Annotated in this window: 21 protein-coding genes; 13 read left to right on the top strand and 8 right to left on the bottom strand. The window is 72.4% G+C overall.

Annotated elements, in window-relative coordinates; translation table 11 throughout:
- Positions 1-10: 10 nt before the first annotated feature.
- From DPA01S_RS03840 to DPA01S_RS03850, 3 genes are all read right to left on the bottom strand, one after another.
- Positions 11-529: a phage holin family protein gene (locus DPA01S_RS03840; protein WP_061227529.1), complete on the bottom strand. Its 519-nt coding sequence runs from the start codon at positions 527-529 to the stop codon at positions 11-13.
- Between the two features lie 81 nt (positions 530-610).
- Positions 611-2,578: an acetate--CoA ligase gene (gene acs, locus DPA01S_RS03845; protein WP_061227528.1), complete on the bottom strand. Its 1,968-nt coding sequence runs from the start codon at positions 2,576-2,578 to the stop codon at positions 611-613.
- Positions 2,579-2,732: 154 nt separating this feature from the next.
- A complete protein-coding gene (locus tag DPA01S_RS03850; protein WP_061227527.1) occupies positions 2,733-3,401 on the bottom strand; it encodes a PRC-barrel domain-containing protein in 669 nt (222 codons plus the stop codon).
- Between the two features lie 146 nt (positions 3,402-3,547).
- On the opposite strand from DPA01S_RS03850, the gene DPA01S_RS03855 reads away from it, so the two are divergent.
- Positions 3,548-4,306: a Fic family protein gene (locus DPA01S_RS03855; protein WP_061227526.1), complete on the top strand. Its 759-nt coding sequence runs from the start codon at positions 3,548-3,550 to the stop codon at positions 4,304-4,306.
- Positions 4,307-4,767: 461 nt separating this feature from the next.
- Here the strand turns inward: DPA01S_RS03855 and DPA01S_RS03860 are convergent, their stop codons facing one another.
- Positions 4,768-5,601, bottom strand: coding sequence for an HAD family hydrolase (locus DPA01S_RS03860; RefSeq protein ID WP_084374663.1), 834 nt, complete (start codon positions 5,599-5,601; stop codon positions 4,768-4,770).
- Between the two features lie 435 nt (positions 5,602-6,036).
- On the opposite strand from DPA01S_RS03860, the gene DPA01S_RS03865 reads away from it, so the two are divergent.
- The 7 genes from DPA01S_RS03865 to DPA01S_RS03895 all read left to right on the top strand — a co-directional run bounded on the left by DPA01S_RS03865 (position 6,037) and on the right by DPA01S_RS03895 (position 11,061).
- Positions 6,037-7,107 (top strand): CpaE-like family protein, encoded by a 1,071-nt coding sequence (locus DPA01S_RS03865; protein ID WP_129591179.1) that lies wholly within the window; start codon positions 6,037-6,039, stop codon positions 7,105-7,107.
- Positions 7,097-8,275: a TadA family conjugal transfer-associated ATPase gene (locus tag DPA01S_RS03870; protein WP_061914148.1), complete on the top strand. Its 1,179-nt coding sequence runs from the start codon at positions 7,097-7,099 to the stop codon at positions 8,273-8,275. The genes DPA01S_RS03865 and DPA01S_RS03870 overlap by 11 nt, the downstream gene beginning before the upstream one ends.
- Complete coding sequence (locus DPA01S_RS03875) at positions 8,272-9,234, top strand: type II secretion system F family protein (RefSeq protein WP_061914150.1); 963 nt, start codon at positions 8,272-8,274, stop codon at positions 9,232-9,234. Before DPA01S_RS03870 ends, DPA01S_RS03875 begins: the two co-directional genes overlap by 4 nt.
- Entirely contained in the window at positions 9,231-9,923 is a 693-nt protein-coding gene (locus tag DPA01S_RS03880; RefSeq protein WP_165001089.1) for a type II secretion system F family protein, read from the top strand. Before DPA01S_RS03875 ends, DPA01S_RS03880 begins: the two co-directional genes overlap by 4 nt.
- 138 nt (positions 9,924-10,061) lie before the next feature.
- Entirely contained in the window at positions 10,062-10,262 is a 201-nt protein-coding gene (locus tag DPA01S_RS03885; protein ID WP_082767577.1) for a DUF4244 domain-containing protein, read from the top strand.
- On the top strand, positions 10,259-10,621 hold the full coding sequence (locus tag DPA01S_RS03890) for a TadE family type IV pilus minor pilin (RefSeq protein ID WP_061227521.1): 363 nt from the start codon (positions 10,259-10,261) through the stop codon (positions 10,619-10,621). The genes DPA01S_RS03885 and DPA01S_RS03890 overlap by 4 nt, the downstream gene beginning before the upstream one ends.
- A 122-nt stretch (positions 10,622-10,743) precedes the next feature.
- Positions 10,744-11,061, top strand: a complete 318-nt coding sequence (locus DPA01S_RS03895) for an Rv3654c family TadE-like protein (RefSeq protein WP_061227575.1) — start codon at positions 10,744-10,746, stop codon at positions 11,059-11,061.
- 90 nt (positions 11,062-11,151) lie between these two features.
- Here the strand turns inward: DPA01S_RS03895 and DPA01S_RS03900 are convergent, their stop codons facing one another.
- The gene (locus DPA01S_RS03900) at positions 11,152-13,485 is read right to left on the bottom strand and encodes a DEAD/DEAH box helicase (protein WP_061914152.1); all 2,334 of its coding nucleotides are present in this window, start codon (positions 13,483-13,485) and stop codon (positions 11,152-11,154) included.
- A gap of 215 nt (positions 13,486-13,700) precedes the next feature.
- Between DPA01S_RS03900 and DPA01S_RS03905 the strand changes: the two genes are divergently transcribed.
- From DPA01S_RS03905 to DPA01S_RS03915, 3 genes are all read left to right on the top strand, one after another.
- Positions 13,701-13,904: a cold-shock protein gene (locus DPA01S_RS03905; RefSeq protein WP_007628711.1), complete on the top strand. Its 204-nt coding sequence runs from the start codon at positions 13,701-13,703 to the stop codon at positions 13,902-13,904.
- Between the two features lie 103 nt (positions 13,905-14,007).
- Positions 14,008-14,595 carry a hypothetical protein gene (locus tag DPA01S_RS03910; protein ID WP_061914154.1) on the top strand — a complete coding sequence of 196 codons (588 nt, stop codon included), beginning with the start codon at positions 14,008-14,010 and terminating at the stop codon, positions 14,593-14,595.
- A 57-nt stretch (positions 14,596-14,652) separates the two neighbouring features.
- Positions 14,653-15,438: an NRDE family protein gene (locus tag DPA01S_RS03915; protein ID WP_061914157.1), complete on the top strand. Its 786-nt coding sequence runs from the start codon at positions 14,653-14,655 to the stop codon at positions 15,436-15,438.
- A 76-nt stretch (positions 15,439-15,514) separates the two neighbouring features.
- On the opposite strand, the gene DPA01S_RS03920 is transcribed toward DPA01S_RS03915, so the two are convergent.
- A complete protein-coding gene (locus DPA01S_RS03920; RefSeq protein WP_061914159.1) occupies positions 15,515-16,585 on the bottom strand; it encodes a 2-oxoacid:ferredoxin oxidoreductase subunit beta in 1,071 nt (356 codons plus the stop codon).
- A 26-nt stretch (positions 16,586-16,611) separates the two neighbouring features.
- Positions 16,612-18,606 carry a 2-oxoacid:acceptor oxidoreductase subunit alpha gene (locus DPA01S_RS03925; protein WP_061914161.1) on the bottom strand — a complete coding sequence of 665 codons (1,995 nt, stop codon included), beginning with the start codon at positions 18,604-18,606 and terminating at the stop codon, positions 16,612-16,614.
- Between the two features lie 451 nt (positions 18,607-19,057).
- Between DPA01S_RS03925 and topA the strand changes: the two genes are divergently transcribed.
- Positions 19,058-22,057 carry a type I DNA topoisomerase gene (gene topA, locus DPA01S_RS03930; RefSeq protein WP_061914163.1) on the top strand — a complete coding sequence of 1,000 codons (3,000 nt, stop codon included), beginning with the start codon at positions 19,058-19,060 and terminating at the stop codon, positions 22,055-22,057.
- 15 nt (positions 22,058-22,072) lie between these two features.
- On the opposite strand, the gene DPA01S_RS03935 is transcribed toward topA, so the two are convergent.
- The gene (locus DPA01S_RS03935) at positions 22,073-23,719 is read right to left on the bottom strand and encodes an adenylate/guanylate cyclase domain-containing protein (RefSeq protein ID WP_061227514.1); all 1,647 of its coding nucleotides are present in this window, start codon (positions 23,717-23,719) and stop codon (positions 22,073-22,075) included.
- A gap of 72 nt (positions 23,720-23,791) precedes the next feature.
- Between DPA01S_RS03935 and DPA01S_RS03940 the strand changes: the two genes are divergently transcribed.
- Complete coding sequence (locus DPA01S_RS03940; RefSeq protein WP_061914165.1) at positions 23,792-25,009, top strand: DNA polymerase III subunit delta'; 1,218 nt, start codon at positions 23,792-23,794, stop codon at positions 25,007-25,009.
- Positions 25,010-25,045 lie beyond the last annotated feature (36 nt).

Consider the following 25,045-nt stretch of genomic DNA (forward strand, 5'->3'; position numbering starts at 1 on the left):
GCGGGCGTTTTCAGTTGCGCACGGGGGGTTCGGGCGTGCTGGTGACCCGCACCGTGTGGGGCCGCTGCGGCTCGGACCCCTTGGGCATGGCCAGCTTGAGGTCCGACACCGAGTCGATGGTGCGCTGCGGCTTACGGATCTTCTTGACCTTGCGGTACCCGAGCAGTCCGCACACCGCGGCCAGAAGGACCAGCACCACGAACACGATGAGGAAACCCATCCAGTCCCAGCTCTTGGTTCCGAACCACAGCGAGATGAGCTTCGCCCACATGAACACGAACGGGAAGAAGGACATCAGGAGGAATACGAGAGCGGCCACGAAGAACCCGGACCCGGTCGCGGCCTTCTTCACCTGCTCGGTGATCTCGGTCTTGGCCAACTCGATCTCGGCCCGCATGAGAGTGGACACGTGGGTCGACGCGTTCTTGACCAGGGTGCCGATGCTGGCGTCGCCCCGGCCGATCGAGTCCGCGTCATGCAGGGGGATCGAGGCCTCGGTCGGCTTGTGCGTTCCCTGGGCGTGGCTCACGGTTGCTCCTCCATTGTCCGGCGACGGCTGCACCGTCATCCATCGTGCCACGTCACGTGGCGACCTTCACCCGCTACCCGGTCATCCGCGCGTGCCCTTCTCGCGGATCTGGTCCATGATCGTCGGATCCGCCAGGGTCGAGGTGTCGCCGCCCTCGCGGCCCTCGGCCATGTCCTTGAGCAGTCGACGCATGATCTTGCCGGAACGGGTCTTGGGCAGTTCCGGCACGATCGTGATGTCGCGGGGCTTGGCGATCGGTGAGATCTCCCGCGACACCTCGGCGCGCAGTTCGTCGATGAGCTTCTGCCGGTCCTCCTCGGCGTCCACGTTCCCGCGCAGGATCACGTAGGCGACGATCGCCTGGCCGGTGGTCTCGTCGTTCGCGCCGACCACGGCCGCCTCCGCGACCGCTCGGTGACCGACGAGCGCCGACTCGACCTCGGAGGTCGAGATGCGGTGGCCCGAGATGTTCATGACGTCGTCGACACGGCCGAGCACCCACAGGGCGCCGTCCGAGTCCAACTTGGCGCCGTCACCGGCGAAGTAGTACCCCTCCTCGGCGAAGCGAGACCAGTAGGTGTCGCGGTAGCGCTCCATGTCGCCCCAGATGCCGCGGAGCATCGCGGGCCACGGCTCGGTGAGGACCAGGAAGCCCTGCTCGTCCGCGGGGACCTCTTTGGCGTCCCCGTCGACGATCGCCGCCGAGATCCCGGGCAGCGGCCGCATGGCCGAACCCGGCTTGGTCTCGGTGATGCCCGGCAGCGGCGAGATCATGATCGCACCGGTCTCGGTCTGCCACCACGTGTCGACGATGGGGGCCTTACCGCCGCCGATGTTCTCGCGGTACCAGCGCCACGCCTCCGGGTTGATCGGCTCGCCGACCGAGCCGAGGAGGCGGATCGAGGACAGGTCGTGGGCTGCCGGGATCTCCTTGCCCCACTTCATGAACGTGCGGATCAGGGTCGGAGCCGCATAGTAGATGGTGACGCCGTACTTCTCGATGATCTGGAAGTGCCGGTGCTCGTCGGGGGAGTTGGGCGTGCCCTCGTAGACGATGCACTCGGCGCCGTTGGCCAGGGGGGCGTACACGCCGTAGGTGTGGCCGGTGACCCATCCGACGTCCGCCGTGCACCAGTAGACGTCCTCGCCGGGCTTGTGGTCGAAGACGTTGTGGTGCGTGTAGGCGGCCTGCGTGAGGTAGCCGCCGGAGGTATGGACGATGCCCTTGGGCTTGCCGGTCGTGCCGGAGGTGTAGAGCAGGAACAGGGGGTGCTCGGAGTCGAAGGCCTCCGGGGTGTGCTCGGTGGACTGCTCGGGGATCACCTCGTCCCACCAGACGTCGCGGCCCTCGGTCCACTCGACGTCGAGGCCGGTGCGGCGCACGACGAGAACGTTCTCCACGGACCGGGCGGGGCCGTCCACGCCCTCGAGATTCCCGGCAAGGGCGTCGTCGACGCCGGCCTTGAGCGGGGCGGGCCTGCCGCGGCGGAACTGGCCGTCGGCGGTGATGACGAGCTTGGCCTCGGCGTCGTCGACGCGCGAGCGCAGGGCCGCGGGCGAGAAGCCGGCGAAGACGACGGAGTGGGTCAGGCCCAGGCGCGCGCACGCGAGCATCGCGATGTAGACCTCGGGCAGCAGCGGCATGTAGATGGCCACCCGGTCGCCGGCCACCAGGCCGAGCGAGCTGAGGTAGTTGGCGGTCCGGCTGACCTCGTCCTTGAGCTCGGCGTACGTGATGTCGCGGGCGTCATCCGTGGGCTCGCCGATCCAGTGGATGGCGACGCGGTCACCATTGCCGGCCTCGACGTGCCGGTCGACGCAGTTGTAGGCGACGTTGAGCTTGCCGCCGACGAACCATTTGGCGACGGGGGCGTCGGACCAGTCCAGCACCTCGGACCATTCGGTGTCCCAGTCGAGACGACGGGCCTGCTCCTCCCAGAACGCCAGACGGTCGTCCGCGGCACTGTCGTACAGATCTGCCTGCGCGTTGGCCTGCGCGGCGAAGTCGGGATCGGGCGCGAAGGACGGGGTGTGTTCGGGAGCGGTCATCAGCGGCTCTCTCTCGGGGATGAGGTTTCACGGACGGCCGGGGTCGCCGCGGCGGACGTGACCAGACCGATGTCTGTGAGCGTAGTCACATGCGACCGGTCGTGTCGGGCAACCCACCCGAGGGGGTATGACGGGGGAGTCCTGCCCGCCACCATCAGTCGCGACGCGGTTCCGGGCCCTTCGGGCCGGCGTCCTCGGACCGGCCCGTGCCCGTGCCCGGGGTCGCGGGGCCCGGGCCGGTGGCCTTCGCGGGCGCGGGGGAGTCGGTGGTCTCCTCGCTGTCCGACGTTCTCGTCGTCGTCGCCCCCTTGCCGTTCCGGCCCGCCGACGCCGGGTCCGCCGCGGCGTCCTCGCCCGCGCCGACGGTCTTGGTGGGGTTTCCCGCTCCGGCCCCCGCGGTCTCCTTCGCGGCGCCCCTCGACGTGGTCTTCCCGTCGTCCTCCGCCGGCTTTCCGGCCGCGCCCGCCGACGGGCCGGACGACTGCGCGGCCGTGCCGCGGAGGCGCGTGGGCGTCTCGATGCCGTAGTACTCGAGCAGCTTGGCCTCCTGCTCGGGGGTGAGGGCGTCCTCGGTGTTGTCGGGGCGCGGGGAGTCGCGGATGACGGCGCGGGTGTGGTCGACGTGGAGTTCGTCGTCGAGGAGCCGCGCCCCGTGGAGGGGGACGATCGCGTCGGCGGAGAAGATGCCGGTCGAGACGGCCGCGAATGTGATCTTGCCGCTGGCGTCGTCCACGTAGACCTGGCGCACCGCGCCGATCTTGGCCCCCGTCGAGTCGAAGGCGGTCGCGTCGAGCAGTGCGTCGAGCTGGTCCTTGAGGTTCACGCGGATCTCCGGGGTGTCGAGGGTGGGCGGGCGGTGCCGGCGCGGGCCCCGACCGGGTGGAGGTGATTACACCAGCTCCACACCGGTTGAGGCAGCTGAAAATTGCCTGTGTCGGCCGATTGTGACCCGATGGGTAACCTCGACCCGTGACCTCCGCAGCTCCCGACCCGCTCGCCCCGCTGACCGCCCTGCCGGGCGTGGCCGAGGCCGCGGACACCGCCCGCGACGCCCTCGCCGCGGTGCACCGGCACCCCGCCAACCGCCGCGGATGGCCCACCACCGCCGCCGAATCGGTCCTGCGCGGGGCCCGCGCCTCCGCCGGAGTCGAGGGCGCGTCCGTCCGTCTGGACAGCGACGGCGAGCCCGACGAGATCCTGTCCGGCGCCCTGCGGGTCGCCGGTGAACTCACCGGCGAGTCCCTGGATCGTGCCGTCGCCGTGTGGACCCGCTCGCCGCTGCAGGAGCTCGCCCACCTGCATCTCCTCGCCGCGGCCCGGCCCGACGTCGACCCGCAGACGCTGGGCCGCCCCCGCGCCGGAGATGGCGTGGCCGAGCGACTCCAGGGCCTGGCCGGGCTCGTCACCGGCGGCACGCGCGTGCCGGCACCGGTGCTCGCCGCGGTCGTGCTGGGGGAACTCTCCGGGCTCGCGCCGTTCGGTTCGGCCGACGGGATCGTCGCCCGCGCCGCGTTCCGGCTGGTCGCGGTGTCCACCGGCCTCGACCCGCACTGCCTGGGCGTGCCCGAGGTGACCTTCTACCGCGACCCGGAGGCCTACCGCGCCGCCGTCGCCGGCTTCATGGCGGGGACCGAGGAAGGCGTCGCCGCCTGGATCCTCTACTGCTGTAAGGCGCTGGAGGCGGGGGCTCGTGAGGCCACCTCGATCGCCGATGCCGCCGGGGCCTGACACGCGAACGGCGGGTCGGGTCTGGCGCGCGCACGGCGCACTGGCTTGACACGCGAACGGCGGGTCGGCCGAAGCCGACCCGCCAACTCACTGCGGTTCATCGAGAGATCCGGGTACCAAGCGTCCTGTGGTCCGCCGTGTCGCCGGCCCGGGACAACCGTCGGTGACGGCTGGCGCGGACCCACGGCTGGTGTTGCCTCTCGGGCGTTATCCGTCGCGTGGGTTTCCGAACGTCGATGACGGTAGATCAGGCGGGGGGCCGTGACTTCTCTTCCGTCGCGGTCCTGGCGTCCTCACCACCGTGCCTTGAGCATGCCGTCGAGCACCCTGCCGGGGCGATGGTGGGAACCCCCAAAGAACCCGCCGACTCCTCGGTCGATCCGGCTATCGCTTCTGACTCCGTCCGCGGCCCACGATGAGTGATTGGGGCGTCGGCGGATCTACCGCACCGGGCCGTGCAGCTACGGCGCCGCCCGCCTCGCACCACGCGCGAACGCGGCGGCCGCCGCGCTCATCGCCACGACGATGGCTCCGACACTCACGATCGGCCCCGTCGCCCTCTCGAGCGTCGGCAGCAGCGGGGTGGGGTTGGAGAACGTCAGGATCGGCCAACCCCGCTCGAGCGCTTCGCGGCGCAGCGCGCGGTCGGGATTGATCACCGTCGGATGGCCCACCAGCTCGAGCATCGGCAGGTCGGTCGAGGAGTCGGAGTAGGCGTAGCTCGCGTCGAGGTCGTAACCGTACCGGTCGGCGAACCCGCGGATGGCCTCCGCCTTGCCGGGGCCCTGGCAGTAGAACTCGATCTCCCCGCCGTACCGGCCGTTCTCGTCGCGGTTCATGCGGGTGCCGGCGTAGTGGTCCACCCCGAGCATGCGGGCGATCGGCGCGACCAGTTCCTCGCCCGACGCGGACACGATCACCAGGTCGTGGCCCAGCGCGCGGTGTTCGGCGAGCAGTTCCTGCGCCTCGGCGTACACGGTGGGCGAGACTTTCTCGGTGAGCGCCTCGGTGACGATCCGCTCGACCTGCTCGGGCGCCCAGCCCCTGGTGGCGGTCGCCATGGCCTGGCGTACCTTCTGCATCTGCTCGTCGTCGGCGTCGGAGAGGCTGAACGCCAGCTGCGTGTAGGCCAGGTCGATGACCGACCGGCGGGAGAGCAGGCCCTCGTCGAGAAACGACTTGTTGAACGCGAACACCGACGAGGTCGCGATGATCGTCTTGTCGAGGTCGAAGAACGCGGCCACGCGGCGCGGCCGGTGCGAGATCCTGGGGCCCGGTGGGCGGGGGGCGGACACGACACCCACGATACGGTCCTTGTGTTGCCCACGCAGATGGGTGATACTGGATGTGCCCTTAACGGGGCATCCCCCTACAGGTGCTCAGTTCATCCCCCCGAGAACTGAGGCTTTGAGAAACCGCGGCACCCCCTGCCGCGGTTTCTCGCATTTGTGGGTATCCGAAGGCGCCACGGGCATTCGCAGCCGCTCCCCGGGATGGCGTCTCGCACCCGCCGCGGGCTGCGCGAGACGCCATGTTCGCGTGCGGCTGCGATTGGGAAGGCCGGGCGGCTGCGGCTGAGCGGGCCGAAGACCGCGTCGACACCACGGGTGAGTGCGCCACGAGCGCCACGCCCCGCGCGTTCTCCACAGCCCCGTCCCCCTCCACAGGCCGACCGCCGTCCCGCGTCGCCGCGGGGTCGACGGTCGCCGGCATGGGCGAGGGTGGGCGCCGTGGACACGACTACGAGAGCGCTGACCGTCGCGGTGGAGATCACCGATCCCGACCTGGACGCCGACGTGCGCGCGGTGCTGGCCGCCCTGGCGATGGAACCGGGGACGGGGCCCGCCGACGTCCTGGTGACCGACCGCGCCGCCGAGCGCGTGGACCGCGACGGCGACCGTGCCAGCGGTGCCGGCGGTGCCGTGTCGGACGCCGCCGCGGGGAGGGTGGGAACCGGCGGGTCACGGGTCGTGCGGGTCGGCTCGGACCGCGATCCGGGTGACGACGACGAGGTGATCCGCCTGCCGTCCGGGACCGGCGATCTCGTGGGGGTGCTGCTCGCGCCGGTGCCGACCCGGGCGGGAGCGGTGGTGGTGGTCGTCGGCGCGGTGGGCGGTTGCGGGGCCAGCACGCTCGCGGCAGCGATGGCGGTCCGTGCCGCGCCGTCTCACCGGACCCTTCTGGTGGAGACGGACCCGCACGGCACCGGCGTCGACCTGCTGCTGGGGACGGAGGACCACTCCGGCCTGCGCGTTGAGGATGTCCGGGCCGACCTGGGCGGGCCCGACCCCGACGCCCTGTGGGGCGCGGCACCCGAGGTGCTGCCGGGACTGCGGGTACTGGCCAGGTCCAGAAGCCGTCCGGCGGACGCCGACCCCGCCCCCGCCCCCGATGGCGGACCGGGTGCCGTGCGGGCCCACCGGGCGGGCAGCGGACTCGCGGTGAGCGATTCCGGCGGCGCCGAGGACTGCGGGCCGGTGCGCGACGAGGCTGACCTCGTCGTCGTCGTCACCAGGGCCGACCTCCAGGGCGCGGTCGCGGCCCGACGGGCGGTTCGGCGGTCACCCGGCGCGGCGTTGGTGATCCGGACCGGGCGCGGTGACCCCCTGCATGCGGCCGACGTCGCCGGATCGGTGGGGGCTCAGCGGTGGCACGTGCTGCCCGAGATCGGCTCCGTGCGGCGCGCGGCCGGCGCCGGCGAGCTGGCCGATGCGCTGCGTCGCGGTCGCGCGGGCGGGATGCGGCGGCTGTGCGCACTCGCCGACACCCTGCTCGGGGAGGTGGGCGCCGGTGAGCGCTGAGGACCCCGGCGCCCCGCCCGCCGACCTGGTCGACCGCGTCCGCGCGCGCCTCGCCGGCCTGGGCGTGGATCCCGAGCCCGACGAGGTGGTCCGCGCGGTGCGGGCCGAATCCGGGGTCCTGCACGGGCACCTCGACCTGCTGCGCACCGCCCGGCTCGTCCGCGAGCACCTCGCCGGCGCCGGGCCGCTCGAGGCGCTGCTCGCCAGTCCCGGGGTGACCGACGTGGTGGTCGACGGACCGGGCCCCGCGCTGGTCGATCGCGGTCGGGGGCTCGAGGAGACCGACGTCGTGGTGCCGACCGAGGCCGAGCTGCGCGCGCTCGCGGTGCGACTGGCCGGGCGGGCGGGCCAGCGGCTCGACGACGCTCGCCCCTGGGCCGACGGCGTGGTGCGGTCGCGCGACGGTATGGCGTGGCGGCTGCACGCGGTCCTTCCTCCGGTCGCCGTCGACGGGACGTGCCTGTCGCTACGGGTGTCGAGGCCGGCGCAGTCGACGTTCGACCGGCTCGTGGCCGCGGGCACCGTCCCCGACGACGCCGAGCCGCTGCTCCGCGCGCTCGTCGCGGCCCGGGTCGGCTTCCTCGTCGTGGGCGGCACCGGTTCCGGCAAGACCACACTGCTCGCCGCGCTGCTGGGGCTGGTCCCGGACTCGGAGCGGCTGCTGTGTGTCGAGGACTCGCCCGAGCTGCGACCCGCGCACCCGCACGTCGTCAGGCTCGTGGTGCGGCACGGCAACGTCGAGGGCGCCGGCGAGGTGACGATGGCCGACCTCGTCCGGCAGGCGCTGCGCATGCGGCCCGACCGCATCGCCGTGGGCGAGGTCCGCGGCGGCGAGGTCGCCGACCTGCTCGCCGCCCTCAACACCGGCCACGACGGGAGCGCGGGCACGGTCCACGCCAACTCGCCGACCGAGCTGCCCGCGCGACTGGAGGCGCTCGGTGCCCTCGGCGGTCTGGATCGCGCCGCGCTGTCCGCCCAGGTTGCCGCGTCGCTGCGGGTCGTGGTGGGCATGCGCCGCCTGCCCGACGGGATGCGCGGCGTCGACTCGATCGGGGTGGTGCGCCGCGAGGCACAGGGGATCGTGGTGGACCCGGCCTGGCGTGCCGACGGGGGAGACGTGCCCGGTCGTGCGGCCCTCGACGCGATGCTCGCGGAGCGCGTCCGATGACGGCCGCGCTGGTGCTGGTGGCCGTCGCGCTGCTGGTGTGGCCGGGCGGGCGCGCGGCTGACCGGCTGGCGGCGCTCGAGTCCGGTGGGTTCGACCGGGCCGCGGGCGACGGTGCCGCGGGCGGGGCGACCGGTTCCGCGGGTGCCGGAGCCGCGGCTGGCGGAGCCGCGACCGGCGCCGCCCAGCGCATCGGCGCGCTGGGCGGCCTCGTCCTGCAGGTTCCGGCGAGCCTCTCGTGGCCGGTCGCGGCGGGGCTGGTCGGCCTGGTCGGCGCCGGACCACTGCACGCCTGCGCGGCCGCGGTGCTCGGCGGTGTCGCCGCCGACCTGCACGGCCGCGCCACCGAACGCCGCGGCCGCCTCACGCGGTTGGGCGCGTGGGAGCGCGCGCTGGACGACGCCGCCTCCGCCCTCCGGGCGGGCGCCGGGCCGGGGGCCGCCCTCGGCCGGGCCGCTGACGCGGCCGCTGCCCACGACCCGCAGGTCGGGAACATCCTCGCCGCCGCCGGATCGCACGCCCGCCTGGGCGGCGACGTCACCGCGGCGCTGCGACCCGCCGCGACCACCACGACCGGTCCGGCCGCCGCGGCCACCGCCGATGGTTCGAAGCGTGACCTCGGGGGCGACCGTGTCCCCGGCGAGCTCGCCGGGGCCTGGCTGCTCGCGACCCGGCACGGGGTCGAGCTCGCCGACGTCGTGGACGGTCTCCGCGCCGACGTGGCCTCCCGCCGCGAGCGCGCCGTCCGGACGCACGCCACCCTCGCCGGACCCCGAGCCACCGCCGTCATCCTCACCGCCCTGCCCGGCCTGGGCGTGCTGCTCGGCGCGGGTTTCGGAGCCGACCCCCTGGGCGTCCTGCTGGGCGGGACACTCGGCGGCGCCCTGTGCCTGGCAGGGGCGGTTCTCCTCGCGGCCGGTCTGGTGTGGACCGACCGGATCGCGGGCGGGGCGGGCAGGTGAGCCCGGCAGTTCTCCTACTCGCCGCCGCGGTGTGCATCGCGCCGTGGCGCCCGCGGGCCGCCGAGAGACTCGACGCGGTCCTCCCCGATCCCGCGGGGCCTGCTCGGCAGCACGCGGCGCCGGGGCGCCCGCACGGCGTGGCGACGTCCGCGGCCGCGGCGTTGACGGGCCGCATCGCCGGTCCAGTGGTGCGCCTGGTGGCCCCGCTCACCCGGCGCCGCCACGCCCCAGCCGACACCGAGGTGCTCGCCCACCTGCTGGACTTGCTCGCGGTCGCCCTGCTCGCGGGCCTGCCCACGCCGGACGCACTGTCCGCGGTCGCCGACGCCGTCGAGCACTCCGACCCCGACGCCGCGGAACCCCTGCGCGCGGCGGCCGCCCGCATGCGGCTAGGCGCGACGTCGGCCGAGGCCTGGCGGGACGTCCCGGGCGCCGCCCGGCTGGCCCCCGTCGCTCCTGTGCTGATCCGCGCGGGCGACGGCGGCGGGTCGGTCCGCTCCGCGCTGGAGCACGCCGCCGCACGGATGCGCTCCGAGGCCGACGCCGCCGCGACCGCCCGCGCCGAGCGCGCCTCCGTCCTCGTGGCCGGGCCCCTCGGCCTGTGCTTCCTGCCCGCGTTCGTCTGCCTTGGCGTGCTCCCCGTCGTGGTGGGTCTGGCCGACGGGATGCTGCCGGGGGTCATGCCGTGAGCAGCGCCGCCGGCCACTCGGATTCCGGGGCGGAGACGCCGCCCCGGTCAGTGAAGAAGGAGAAACCGCATGTCCACTCACCACACCCATCAGACCGCCACCCTCGCCACCCGGACTCTCGCCACCCCGACGGCGGCGGTGGCGCGCGCCCGTTCCGCCCTGCATCGCCGATTCCACGCGACGACCAGCGCGGACGCGGGGATGTCCACCGTCGAATATGCCGTCGGGACCATCGCCGCGGCGGCGTTCGGGGCCGTGCTGTACACGGTCGTCAGCGGCGACTCGATCCCGGACGCGCTCGGCGGCATCATCGAGCAGGCTCTCAACACCTCGGTGTGACGGTGCCGCGACGGCTCCGCGCGGCGGCGGCCCGCGACGACGGGTCGGTGACCGTCGAGGCCGCCCTCGGGATCGCCTCCCTCGTGGTGGTGGTCGCGCTCGCCGCCGCCGGTGCCGGCGCCGCGTTGACGCAGATCAGGATGGTCGACGCCGCCCGCGAGGCGGCGCGGGTGGCCGCGATGTCCGGGGTGGAGGAGGGCACGGCGGCCGGCCGGGTTGCCGCGCCCGGTGCCGACGTCTCGGTCGTCGGCGGCGGGGGAGCCGTCACGGCCGAGGTCGTGGCGCCGGCGCGGGGCCTGCCCGGCGTGGAGTTACGCGGTCGGGCCGTGGCGCGCGCCGAGCCGGGCGCTGCGCCATGACCGGGCGTGGCGCCGTGGCCGGGCGTCGTGCTGTGACGGGGCGTAGTGCGGCAGCCTGCCGACGCGCCGTCGTAGCCGTGCGCACGGGGTGGCGCCGGGTGGGTGACGACGACGAGGGGGCCATGACCGTGGCGACCGCCTTCGCGGTGGCGGCCGTCCTGGCGCTGGCCGTGGCCGTTCTGTTGGTGGGACGGGCGGCAGTGGCCACGCATGCCGCCCGATCCGCCGCGGACCTGGCCGCACTGGCCGGCGCGCACGCGCTCCGCGAGGGCCTCGACCCGTGCACGGCGGCGTCCGGGATCGCTGCCGCGAACGGCGCGGACTTGCCGGTGTGCACGGTCGACGGCCACGACCTGGTGGCCCGGGCCGAGGTGCACGTGGATCTCGGGGTGTTCGGCTCGCGAGCGGCGTCGGCGATCGCGCGGGCCGGGCCGGTGTGAGACCCGGCCCGAAATGAGACCCGGGGCCGCCGTGGGGCCGGGCCGGTGCGAGTTCCGGGCCGGGGGGCGGACAGGTCTGGCGGTGGTCCTCTACCCGGCGACCACGGCGAGCTGTCCCACCACCTCCGTGAGCAGCGCGATCGCACCCGGCTTGGAGAGCGGGTCGTTACCGTTTCCGCACTTGGGGGACTGGATGCAGGAAGGGCAGCCGGACTCGCACTCGCAGGCGCGGATCGCGTCCAGGGTCGCCCGCAGCCACGGGGTCGCGCGCCGGAAGCCCCGCTCGGCGAAGCCCGCCCCGCCGGCGTAGCCGTCGTAGACAAAGACCGTGGGCAGGCCGGTGTCGGGGTGCAGGGCGGTGGACACCCCGCCGATGTCCCAGCGGTCGCATGTGGCGACCAGGGGCAGCAGCCCGATCGCGGCGTGTTCGGCCGCGTGCAGCGCCCCCGGCCAGTCCGCCTCCTCGAGCCCGGCCACGCGCAGGAGCTGCGGGGTGAGCGTGTAGACCACCGCACGCGTGGCCAGGGTCGTCTCCGGCAGGTCCAGTGGGGGCACGTCGAGGATCTCCCCGCCGCGCAACCGCCGCTGATAGCCGGTGACCCGAGTGGTCACCTCCACGTCCGCCAGCGACAGGGTCACGGGCCCGGCCGGCACCGTCTCCAGCGTCTCCATGAGGTCGATCGACACCTGCTCTCGCGCGGAGGTCGTCCACTCCGGCACCTCGGGGTGACACAACGCCAGTCCCTCGTCGAGGTCGAGTTCGTCGACGATGAACGACTCGCCCTGGTGCAGGTACAGCGCGCCGGGGTGGACCTGCGAGCGGGCGCGGACGGAGTCGATAGTGCCGAGCATCCGGCCGTCCACCGCGTCCACGATCACCACCTCCGCGCCGCCCGTGCCGCGGATGTCGACCTCGGCGTGCGGGGTGTGGTCGTCGGCGGCCGGGTACCAGCCGGCGGGCCGGCGGCGCACGAGGAGGCGCGCGGCGAGGTCCTCGAGCACCTCGGTCGCGCCCCAGGCCCGCGCCTCGTCGTGCGACATCGGCCGCTCGCTCAACGCGCACCGCAGCTGCCCGGCCAGCAGGACGGGGTTGCGGGGGTCGGTGACGGTGGCCTCGACGGGCCGGCCCAGCAGGGCCTCGGGGTGGTGGACGAGGTAGGTGTCGAGCGGGTCGTCGCGTGCGACCAGCATGACCAGCGCGCCCTGGCCGCGGCGCCCGGCGCGGCCGGCCTGCTGCCAGAACGAGGCGATGGTGCCGGGGAACCCCGCGCTGACCACGGCGTCGAGGCCGGAGATGTCCACGCCCAGCTCGAGCGCGGAGGTCGAGGCCACGCCCACCAGTTCGCCCTCGGCGAGGCCGCGTTCGAGTTCGCGGCGGTCGTCGGCGAGGTAGCCCGCGCGGTAGGCGGCGACGCGGCCGGCGAGTTCGATACCGCGCGCCCCGTATTCCGAGGCCAGGCGCTCGCGGGCGCGCAGCGCGGTGGACTCGGCACCGGCGCGGGATCGCACGAACGTCAGGGTGCGCGCGCCCTCGGCGACGAGGGAGGCCATGAGCGCCGACGCCTCGACGGGCGCGGGTCGGCGGACGGGCGCGCCGTGCTCGCCGGCCACCCCCTCCATCAGCGGCGGTTCCCACAGCGCGACGGTGCGGCCACCCTGGGGCGAGGCGTCGTCGGTGACCTCCACGCACTCGCGGCCGACCAGCGTGGTGGCGGCGGCCCCGGCGTCGGAGGTGGTGGCGGACGCCAGGATGAAGGTCGGCGCCGCGCCCAGGGCGCGGGCCAACCTGTCGAGCCGTCGTAGGACCAGGGCGACGTTGGACCCGAACACACCGCGGTAGGAGTGACATTCGTCGACGACGACAAAGCGGAGCCCCCGCAGGATCCGTGTCCATTGGCGGGCCCTGCCGAGCATTGACAGGTGGAGCATGTCCGGGTTGGTGACGATCCACCGCGAGTTCTCCCGGATGAAGGGTCGGGCGTCGGACGGGGTGTCTCCGTCGTAGGAGGCGGGTGCGACGTGGGAGAGCCCGGGCACGGAGTCCACCAGCGAGATCACCGACGAGAGCTGGTCCTGCCCGAGGGCCTTGGTCGGGGCCAGGTAGAGCACGCAGGCGTTGGGGTCCTCGGCGAGGGCGCTCAGCGCGGGCAGCTGGTAGCCGAGCGACTTCCCGGACGCGGTTCCCGTCGCCACCACGACGTGTCGACCGGCGTGCGCGTGTTCGGCGGTGGCGACCTGGTGGGCCCAGGGCCGGTCGACGCCCCGGGCGCGCAGTTCGTCGACCAGGCCCGGGTGGGCCCAGGTGGGCCAGTCGGCGTACCGCGCCTCGCGGGCGGGCAGGTCGGCGGCGTGGGTCAGTGGCGACGGACCGGCCGGGAGCTGGTCCAGCAGGTGGCCCAGGAGTTCGCGTCCGTAAGTCGTCACCCTTCGACCGTAGAGGGATCCGCTCCGCCGGTCGATTCGCCACCGGCGGAGGACCGACGTCCCCAAGATCTGTACTCCTCCCGCTGTTGTCGTGGTCTACTGGAGCCGGTCGTCACAACCGCCCACCGGGCAGCCGGTGAACGGGGGCGTCGGCCCGACACGCGCGGCCATCCCGCGAGTCGCACCTGGCAGTACGGAAAAGGAACGCAGTAAACATGGCACAGGGCACCGTCAAGTGGTTCAACGCGGAGAAGGGCTACGGGTTCATCGCCCCCGAGGACGGTTCCGCCGACCTCTTCGTCCACTACTCCTCCATCGAGGGCACCGGCTTCAAGTCGCTCGAGGAGAACCAGCGCGTCGAGTTCGAGGTGGGCGAGGGTCAGAAGGGCCCGCAGGCACAGGAGGTCCGCGCCCTCTGACCGATCAGGTCCAGCACGACGAGGCCCCCACCGCGCTCGCGGTGGGGGCCTCGCGCCCGTGTCGGGGGCGGCGGTGGCGGAGGCCGACCGTAGGCTCTGATCCGTGACGCAGCTGTCGTTCTTCGCCGCGGACGACCATGTCCCCGACCCCTCGGACCTCGAGGGCGTCCTGGCCGCCCGCGGGCAGTCCACCCTGGCCGGGGAGGTGGCGCAGGTGTCGGTGGCGCTCGACGCCGCGTGGCGGGCGGACGCGTTCGAGGCGATCCTGACGCAGGCGGGGCTGGATCCCGTGCGCTCCGAACCGGATCCCGACGGCCGGTGCACGGTTTCCACGGCTCGGACGTCGGTGCTGACGCCGGTGGTCCGCCGCTGGCGGCGGGGTGCCGTCACCGCGGTCCCGGAGGGGTGGACCCCCTCGGCCGGGGCGCTGCGCATCTGGGTCCTCACCGCCGGACACGTCGCCGATACCGGTGTGGTCGAGCTGGGCATCGACGCCGGACTGGAGCACCACGCCCCCCGCCGGGACGCGCTGCGTGCGGCGCTGGAGCGGGTCGGCATCCGGACGACGTACGTCGGGTCGAAGGGCGGCGGCCCGCTGCTGCGACTGGGCACGGCCAGGGCGCGGGCGCGGCTGGCGCAGAACATCGGCGCGCCACCCGCCGGGGTGCCCGCGGAGCACTGGCCCGGCTGACGCAGGGCGCGTCCCCGCCGCGCGCTGCCTCGTCGCAGGTCGACGTACCGTGGGGGTATGTGCATGCTCGTGGTCGCGCGACGGGTCCACCCCCGTTATCCGCTCATCGTGGTGGCCAACCGGGACGAGGACCTCGCCCGGCCCACCGAGCCGCTACACGAGTGGACGGTGGAGCACGACGGTGTCGCGGACGTCGTCGCCGGCCGGGACGCCACCGCCGGTGGAACCTGGATGGCACTGGCGACGGGCGGGCGGTTCGCCGCGGTCACCAATGTCCGCGAGCCCGGGCCGGCGATCCCCGCGCCGGCGTCGCGTGGCGAGCTGCCGGTCGGTGCGCTCACCGGGCCGGTGCCGGTCACGGAGTTCGCCCACCACGTCGTCGCCGATCTCGATCGCTACGGAGGCGTCAACCTCCTCGCCGGGGACCTCGACCGGATGTGGTGGGCGTCCAACCGGTCGACCCGCGGCCCGGTTGCCCTCGGCACCGGTGTCCACGGGTTGTCGAACGCCTCGCTGGACACTCCCTGGCCCAAGGTGGTGGGTGCGGTCCGCGACGTGAGGACGCTCGTGGGCACCGACGTCATGGAGGACCCGGACTGGTCCGGGGCACTGATGGACGTGCTGGCCGACCGCCGCCCCGCGGCACCGTGGAAGATGCCGCGCACGGGCGTACCGCTGGCGCACGAATGGCGCCTGTCGGCGCGGTTCGTCCGCATCGGTCGGCGGTACGGCACCCGGTCGACCACCGCCGTGCGCGTCGACCAGCACGGCTCCGCCGACGTGGTCGAGCGCACGTGGGACACCCGCGGACGCGTCACGGGGACGGTCACCAGGCGCGTGTGAGCCGGTGACCGCCCACCGTGAGCGGTGGCGCGTGCGCCGTCGGCCTCGCGGGACGCGGCGCGGGCGGTGCGGCGTCCTACTCGACGGTCCAGGTGCTGGAGCCGTCGAGGAGGGCCTGCAGATCGCTGGTGGCGATCTGCTTGGCGTGCTCGACCTGCCCGCGGGCGAGGTCGTCGTAGGTGTCGCGGGCGACCTGGCGGATGATGCCGGTGACCGTGTACTCCAGGTCCTGGCTGGACAGGTTGGCCAGGGCGTGGGCGTAGGTCGGGTCGTCGGTGTGGGCGTCGTGGACCACGATGTCGGCCTCGTCGACGTCCGCGGTGGCGGCCACGGCCAGTGAGAAGCCGCGGCGGACCACGCAGTGCTGGCCGGAGTCGCCGAAGATGATCTTCTCGCCGTGGCGCACCGGGATGAGGTGGTCGGCGGCGTCCTCCTTGCGCAGCAGGTCGAAGGAGCCGTCGTTGAAGATCGGGCAGTCCTGCATGATCTCCACGAAGCTGGTGCCGCGGTGGCGGGCGGCGGCCTCGAGGACCTCGGTCAGGCCCTTGCGGTCCGAGTCCAGGGCGCGGGCCACGAAGGTGCCCTGGGCGCCCAGTGCCAGTGACAGGGTGTTGAACGGGTGGTCCAATGAGCCCATGGGGCTGGACTTGGTGACCTTGCCGGTTTCGGAGGTGGGGGAGTACTGGCCCTTGGTCAGGCCGTAGATCCGGTTGTTGAACATGAGGATGTTCATGTTCACGTTGCGGCGCAGGGTGTGGATCAGGTGGTTGCCGCCGATGGACATGGCGTCGCCGTCGCCGGTGACGACCCACACCGACTGGTCGGGGCGGGTGGTGGCCAGGCCGGTGGCGATGGCCGGGGCGCGGCCGTGGATCGAATGCATGCCGTACGTCTCGAGGTAGTACGGGAAGCGGCTCGAGCAACCGATGCCGGAGATGAAGGTGATGTTCTCGCGCTTGAGGCCGAGCTTGGGCAGCAGCGCGCGGATGGTGGCCAGGATGACGTAATCGCCACAGCCCGGGCACCAGCGCACCTCCTGGTCGGAGGTGTAGTCCTTGGGCTTCTGCGGCGCGTCGGTCTTGGGGACCGAGGACAGCGCGTCGAGCGGCAGCTTGGTGCCGACGAGTCCGGGTTCGGTTGTTGTCATGGGGGTCCTCTCCTCGCTCGTCTGTTTCAGCGGGTTCGGTTGGCGGTGGTGGTGCCGGTGGCGGTGTGACCGATCTGCCGGGCGCGGGCCGCGGGCTCACCGGTGGTGGTGACGACCCCGTCGAGCGCGACACGGTACTTGTCGTGCTCGGCGTGGGAGAGGCGGCCGGCGAACTCGGCTTCGATGGCGTTCTGCAGCTCCTCGGCGGAGAACGCCATGCCGTGCACCTTGGTGATGGGCTGGATGTTGGCGGGGAAGCGGGCCTTGAGCAGCATCGACAGCTGACCGAGGTTCATCTCCGGCACCAGCACGCGGCGGTAGCACCCCAGCACCTCGCCGATGTTGTGGGGCAGCGGGTTGAGGTGACGCACGTGTGCGCGGGCCACGCGGTGGCCGTTGGCGCGGGCGCGGCGCACGGCCTCGCCGATGGGGCCGTAGGACGAGCCCCATCCCACGACGAGGACGTCGGCCTCTCCCGACGGGTCGTCGACCTCGAGGTCCGGCACGTCGATGCGCGCGATGCGCAGGGCGCGCGTGCGGGTCATCAGGTCATGGTTGTCCGGCGTGTAGGAGATGTTGCCGGTGCCGTTGGCCTTCTCCAGGCCACCGATGCGGTGCTCGAGGCCCGCGGTACCGGGCACGGCCCAGTCGCGGGCGAGGGTCTCCGGGTCACGGGCGTAGGGCAGGTAGTCGGGGACCGTCGCGCCCTCCTCGCCCGCCTCGGGTGCGGTGGCAAGGTTCCTGTCGATCTTCGGCAGCGCGTCGACCTCGGGCAGCAGCCACGGCTCGGAGCCGTTGGCGATCGCGCCGTCCGAGAGCAGGATGACCGGCGTGCGGTAGGTGACCGCGATGCGGGCGGCCTCGCGGGCGGCGTCGAAGCAGTCCGCGGGGGACTGGGGGGCCACCACGGCCACCGGCGACTCACCGTTGCGGCCGAACAGCGCCTGCAGCAGGTCGGACTGCTCGGTCTTGGTGGGCAGGCCGGTCGAGGGACCGCCGCGCTGGACGTCGATGATGACCAACGGCAACTCGGTCATGACGGCCAGGCCGATCGCCTCGGACTTCAGGGCCAGACCCGGCCCGGAGGTCGAGGTCACGCCCAGCGCGCCACCATAGGAGGCGCCGAGCGCGGAGGCGATTCCGGCGATCTCGTCCTCGGCCTGGAAGGTGGTCACGTCGAACTGCTTGAGCTTGCTGAGCTCGTGCAGGATGTCCGAGGCCGGGGTGATGGGGTAGGTGCCCAGGAAGACCGGCATGTCGGCCGAGATGCCGGCGGTGACCAGGCCGTAGGCCAGGGCGGTGTTGCCGGTGACCTGACGGTAGCGGCCCGCGGGGAGCTTGGCGGGGGCGATCTCGTACTCCGACGCGAACGCCTCGGTGGTCTCGCCGTAGTTCCAGCCCGCCCGCAGCGCCAGGGTGTTGGCCTCGAGGATGGTCGGCTTCTTGCCGAACTTGTCGGCCAGGAACTTCTCGATCGAGTCGACCGTGCGCCCGTACATCCACATCAGCAGACCGAGCGCGAACATGTTCTTGCAGCGCTCGGCGTCCTTCTTGCCGATGTCGACCGACTCCACGGCGCCGATGGTCAGCGTGCTCATCGCGACCTCGTGCACCTGGAACGCCTCGAACGCCGGTGAGCCCAGCGGGTTGGACTCGTAGCCCACCTTCGTCAGGTTCCGCTTGGTGAACTCGTCGGAGTTGACGATGAGGATCCCGCCCGAGGGCAGGTCGCCGATGTTGGCCTTCAGCGCGGCCGGGTTCATCGCCACCAGGACGTCGGGACGGTCACCGGCGGTGAGGATGTCGTAGTCCGCGATCTGGATCTGGAAGCTTGAGACGCCGTGGATGGTGCCCTGGGGAGCCCGGATCTCGGCCGGATAGTTGGGCTGGGTCGCCAGGTCGTTACCGAACGCGGCCGCCTCGGACGTGAACTGGTCACCGGCGAGCTGCATGCCGTCACCCGAGTCACCCGCGATGCGGATGACCACCTTGTCCAGCTTGGTCTTGGACGCATTGCCCACCGCTGCTGACCTCCAGAAAGTCGTGATGATCGGGACTCGTCGTGGCTCCCGTACGGCCATCGACGGTACGCCCTTTAGGGCGCAGCCCGCGGCCACGGCCGAATTGCCGGAAATGTAACAGGTTCCAATCCGCGGCCGTGGATGTTCCTCTTCATCGTAGACCGATCTGTCTATCTCCGCCACTCGCGACGGTGTGCGCTGGGGGGAACGACGACGAGGGGGCGCTCGAGTGCGCGATGCATATAGAGGGATAGGCCGGACCGTCCCGGGGGGTGGTGGCGTCCGGGTGGGCGTGCTCACGGTGCCCGCGCAGGGCTGGATCGCGTTTCTTCCCGTGACGGACCGGCCTGGTATGAATCTGTATGGAAAGGCTCCGGCACGCGTACCGTAACCGGGACCGGAGTCGACGGCGGGCGTCGCCGACGGATCAGCGCAGGTTGGGAGCACTCCAGTGGCGAGCAAGAAGACAGCATCGGGCGGCAAGCGGAGCCTGGTGATCGTCGAGTCCGCCACCAAGGCGCGCAAGATCCAGCCCTATCTGGGGTCCGACTATGTGGTCGAGGCTTCCGTCGGTCACATCCGCGACCTGCCCAAGGGCGCCGCGGACATCCCGGCCAAGTACAAGAAGGAGCCGTGGGCGCGGCTGGGCGTGAACCCGGAGGACGACTTCGAGCCCATCTACGTGGTCAGCGCCGACAAGAAGAAGAAGGTCTCCGAGCTCAAGAAGGAGCTCGCGGGGGTGGATCAGCTCCTGCTCGCGACGGACCCCGACCGCGAGGGTGAGGCGATCGCCTGGCATCTCCTCGAGGTGCTCAAGCCCAAGGTCCCCGTCAAGCGCATGGTGTTCCACGAGATCACCAAGCCCGCCATCCTCGCCGCCGCCGAGAACACCCGCGAGCTGGACACCGACCTCGTCGACGCCCAGGAGACCCGCCGCATCCTCGACCGTCTCTACGGATACGAGGTCTCGCCCGTGCTGTGGAAGAAGGTCATGCCGCGGCTGTCCGCCGGGCGTGTGCAGTCGGTGGCCACCCGCGTCATCGTCGAGCGTGAACGCGAGCGAATGGCGTTCGTCGCCGCCGACTACTGGGACATCACCGCAACCCTGGCGACGCAGCGCTCGGCCGGAGGTGACGCCGGTGAGCCACGCAGCTTCACGGCCAAGCTCTCCGCCGTCGATGGCGCCCGGGTGGCGCAGGGCCGTGACTTCGGCCCGGACGGCAGGCTGAAGACCACCGGCGCAGCCAAGGACTCCGTCGTGCTCGACGAGCCCGCGGCCCGCGCGCTGGCCGGGGCTCTCGACGGTGCCGACTTCGTCGTCGACACCGTCGAGTCCAAGCCCTACACACGGCGCCCCTACGCGCCGTTCATGACCTCGACCCTCCAACAGGAGGCCGGCCGCAAGCTCCGGTACACCTCCGAGCGCACCATGCGCATCGCGCAGCGGCTGTACGAGAACGGCTACATCACCTACATGCGAACCGACTCCACCACCCTGTCCGAGGGTGGCATCGCCGCCGCCCGCGCGCAGGCGACGGAGCTCTACGGCAGCGAGTACGTCTCGCCCACACCGCGGCAGTACACGCGCAAGGTCAAGAACTCGCAGGAGGCACACGAGGCCATCCGCCCCGCCGGCGAGACCTTCGCCACCCCCGGCCAGCTGCACAGCGTGCTGGACGCGGAGGAGTACCGCCTCTACGAGCTGATCTGGCAGCGCACCGTCGCCTCCCAGATGGCCGACGCCCGCGGCACCTCGGTGAGCATCCGCATCAGCGGCGAGGCCGGGGCCAACGCCTCCGGATACTCCCGCGCCACCTTCTCCGCCTCCGGCCGCACCATCACGTTCCCCGGCTTCCTCAAGGCCTACGTCGAGGCCGCCGACGATGCCGCCGAGTCCGCCGACAAGCCCATGGCCGACGACGCCGAACGGCGCCTGCCGCAGCTGTCCGAGGGACAGCACCTCACCGGCTCGGACCTCCTGCCCGAGGGCCACACCACCAGCCCGCCGGCCCGCTACACCGAGGCCAGCCTCGTCAAGGCGATGGAGGAGATGGGCATCGGACGCCCGTCGACCTACGCCAGCATCATCCGCACCATCCAGGACCGCGGCTACGTCTACTCGCGCGGCAACGCGCTCGTGCCCAGCTGGGTGGCGTTCGCGGTGGTCGGGTTGCTCGAGCAGAACTTCGGCCGGCTCGTCGACTACGACTTCACGTCCCTCATGGAGGACGAGCTCGACGCGATCGCCGAGGGTCGGGAGAACCGGAGCGACTGGCTGCGCCGCTTCTACTTCGGCGTCGGTGGCCCGGGGGGCCACGGCGAGGGGGGTGAGGGCGACGCGGACTCGAACTACGCGGTGGGGCTGAAGAACCTCGTCGACGTGAACCTCGAGGCCATCGACGCCCGCAGCATCAACTCGATCCGCGTGTTCGACGACGCCGAGGGGCGCCCCGTCTACGTGCGCGTCGGTCGCTACGGTCCGTACCTCGAGCGGATGGTGACGGGCGAGTCCGGAGAAGAGGAGTCGCAGCGCGCCAACCTGCCCGAGGGTATGAGCCCCGACGAGCTCACCCTGGAGGTGGCCGAGAAGCTCTTCGCCACCCCGCAGGACGGGCGTCCGCTGGGCGTGGACCCCGAGACCGGGCACGAGATCGTCGTCAAGGACGGACGCTACGGGCCCTACGTCACAGAGAAGCTGCCCGAGCCGAGCGACGCCGAGAAGGCCGCGTGGGCGAAGAAGGTGCTCGCCGACGCCGAGGCGGAGAAGAAGCGGATCGACGCCGAGCGCGACGCCGCGATCGCCGCGGCGAAGGACGACGAGGCCAAGGCGGAGGCCAAGAAGGCCGCCACGAAGGCCAAGGCCGCGGTCACGCGCAAGGCGAAGAAGGACTCCGAGAACCCGACCGGGCCCAAGCCGCGGACCGGGTCGCTCATGCAGTCCATGGACCCGGCGACGGTCACGCTGGAGGACGCGCTCAAGCTCCTGTCACTGCCCCGCGTCGTCGGCGTCGACCCCGCCAGCGGCGAGGAGATCACCGCACAGCTCGGCCGGTACGGGCCGTACCTGAAGAAGGGCACCGACTCGCGCACCCTCGAGTCCGAGGACGCGGTGTTCACGGTGACGCTCGAGGAGGCGCTGAAGATCTACTCCGAGCCCAAGCGTCGGGGCCGCCAGGCCGCTGCGCCCAAGGCACTGCGCGAGATGGGGATCGACGAGGTCTCCGGCAAGCAGATGCTGGTCAAGGACGGCCGGTTCGGCCCCTATGTGACCGACGGCGAGACCAACGCGTCTCTGCGCAAGGGTGACACCGTGGAGAGTCTCACCGATGCGCGGGCCGCCGAGTTGCTCTCGGAGCGTCGGGCCAAGTCGCCGCCGGCCAAGAGGGCCCCCGCCACGAAGTCGGGCGCCCGTAGAGCCCCGGCGAAGAAGGCGGCCTCCTCCCGTCGCTGACGGACTGCGGGTCGGTCAGAGCGTCGCGTCGTCGACGACCGCGTCGGCTGCCGGAGCGGCGGCGGGGCGTGCGTCCGACGCCGCGGATGCGACGGACCCGGCGTCGGTCGCGGACCGCCGTACGGCGTCGCCCGCCTGCCACCGATCCGCCAGGGTGGGGCGAAGGGGCCGAGCGAGCTGGGTCATGATCCCGCGGCCGCGCAACTCGACGCTCTGGCCCAGCACCCACCGCGCGGCTTCCGGGCCGTCCGCGTGGTGGATCGTCGCCGCCGAGGCCAGCACGTGCCCCTGCTCCATCTTGGCCAACGTCGTCAGGCGCGCGGCCTCGTTGACCGGGTCGCCGATCACCGTGTACTCGAACCGCTTGGCGTGACCGATGTGCCCGGCGATGACCGTCCCGTAGGAGACGCCGATGCCCGCGGAGAGCGGCGACAGCTCGGCGAGGCGGCTCTGCAGTGCGCGGGCGGCGCGCAGGGCGCGGCCGGCCTCGTTGTCCACCTCCAGGGGCGCGCCGAAGACCGCGAGGAGTGCGTCTCCCTGAAACTTGTTGATGTACCCGCCGTTGGAGTCGACGGCCTCGACCGCGATCCGGAAGAACTCGTTGAGCACCGACACGACCTCGGCGGGCTCGTGTGCTGCCGCGAACTCGGTCGACCCGGTGAGGTCCACGAACAGCACCGCGACCTCCCGCTCCTGCCCACCGAGTTCGGTGCCGCGCTCGAGGGCGTTGCGGGCAACGTCCTCGCCGACGTAGCGGCCGAACAGGTCCTGGATCGCCTCGCGCTCCTGCAAGCCGGTCACCATCTCGTTGAAGCCCTGCGCCAGGCGGCCGATCTCCGAGCTGTCGTAGATCGTCACGCGCGTCTCGAGGTCGCCCTGCTTGACGCGGCTGACACCCGCTTGCATCTCGCGGACGGGGTCGGCGATCGAGTCCGAGACCAGCCCCATGCCGATGGCGCCGGCGATGACGGCGACGCTCGCCAGGACCGCCAGCGCGACGAGGATGGTCCCGGGGTCGTCACCGAACAGTCCGAACCAGTGGCCGGTGAGGATGAGCAGGATGCCCGCGATCGGGATGACCGTCGTCAGCGCCCAGCCCAGGAAGATCCGGCGCCGGACGCCGGGGACGTGCCGGTTGGCCGGCACGCCGCTGGCCAGCGCGCGCACGGTGATCGGCCGCATGATCCGCTCGGCCTGGAGATAGGAGATGAGGACGGTCGTGCTCCCGCCCAGGAGGCTCGTCACCGACACGATGAGGGCGAGCCTGGGGGAGTGCCCGACGTTGACGGCGGCGAACAGCAGGGTCCCGATGAGCCACATCGTGCCCGAGATGATCGCCTGGTGGAACGGCAGACGCAGGGTGCGGCGGCGGATGGCGCCGTCGAACTCCGCGCCCGCCCGGTCCACTCTGAGCACGGGTAACAGGAGCAGTGTGGAGGCGATGACTCCGCCGATGAAGGCCAGCACCAGGTAGCCGATGAAGAGGTACTGGTTGAGGAACCGGAACTCGTCGAGGTCCAGGAACCGGTCCACCGGCAACACGAAGCGCAGGAACGAGAACACGAAGACCGCGCCGATGATGTTGGCCTGCACCATCGTGAGCGCATACACGGGCCAGGGGGTGGCCCACAGCCACCTGAACAACCTGACCCAGCGCTCCATCGGTCCCAGCCTAGTTCGCGCCGGTGCCGGTGGGGGCTCAGGTGTGTCGGTCCGCGGGGATAAGGTGGGGCCATGCCCGGGGTGTTCGAACGATTGGCCGGACAGGCCGACGTCGTGGCGGAGCTGACCGCTGCCGCGACGGCCGCCCGTGCCCGCGTCCCGGGCCAGGGGTGGGACGAGTCCGACCCGCGCATGGTCCACGCGTGGTTGTTCACCGGGCCGCCGGGCAGCGGACGCAGTGTGGCGGCAATGGCATTCGCGGCGTCCCTGCAGTGCGAGGACCCCGACGTGGTGGGGTGCGGTCGGTGCCGCGCGTGCCATACCGTCCTGGCGGGAACTCATGCCGACGTCCACCTGCTCGCCCCGCAGGGCGTGAACATCCTCCTCAAGGACGTCAAGGAGACCATCCACCGCGCGGCCAGCCGTCCAGGGACCGGTCGGTGGCAGATAGTCGTGGTGGAGGAGGCGGACCGGCTCACGGAGCAGTCCTGCAACGCGCTGCTCAAGGTGGTGGAGGAGCCGCCGAGCCGGACCGTGTTCCTGCTGTGCTCGCCGACCACCGATCCGATGGACATCATGGTCACACTCCGCTCGCGGTCGAGGAACGTCGCGCTGCGCCAGCCGAACGCCGAGGCGGTCGAGCGGGTCCTTCTCGCCGACGGCGACGCGATCGAGCCGGATCTCGCGCGGTGGGCCGCCTCGGTTTCCTCCGGGCACGTGGGGCGGGCGCGGTGGTTGGCCACCGATGAGGCGACCCGCGAACGTCGGGACGTCGTCCTCCAACTGCCGATGGTCATGCACAACCCCGGGCGGGCCTTCCCGCTCGCGAGCCGGCTCGTCAGTTCCGCCGAGCAGGAAGCGCTCGCGCGCAACACCGAGTCGGACGAGCGAGAGGTCGAGGAATTACGTACCGCCCTCGGCGCCGGCGGCACAGGTAAGGGCACCGCGTCCGCCGGCCGCGGGGCGACGGGCGCGGTCAAGGAACTCGAACGTGCACAGAAGTCCCGGCGAACCCGCTCCACCCGTGACTCGCTGGACCTCGCCCTGGTCGACCTGGCCGGCTTCTACCGGGATGCACTCATCGTCGCGCTCGGTGCCCGCGACGTCGCCGCGGTCCACCCCGACAAGGCCGAGGAGGCTGCGCGCCTCGGCGGGCACTATTCGGCTGCCTCGATCCTCAAGGCGATCGAGGCGGTGCAGGAGTGCCGGGCCGCGATCAAGGTCAACGTCAAGCCGAAGTTCGCGGTGTCGGCGATGGTCGGTGCGATTCGCGCGGCGCTCGGCTCCTGACCCGCCAGGCTGGAGTGGGCCGGCGTGAGCGCCGGG

This window comes from Dietzia papillomatosis NBRC 105045, from assembly GCF_001570845.1.
In the GTDB taxonomy this organism is placed as follows: Bacteria; Actinomycetota; Actinomycetes; order Mycobacteriales; family Mycobacteriaceae; genus Dietzia; species Dietzia cinnamea.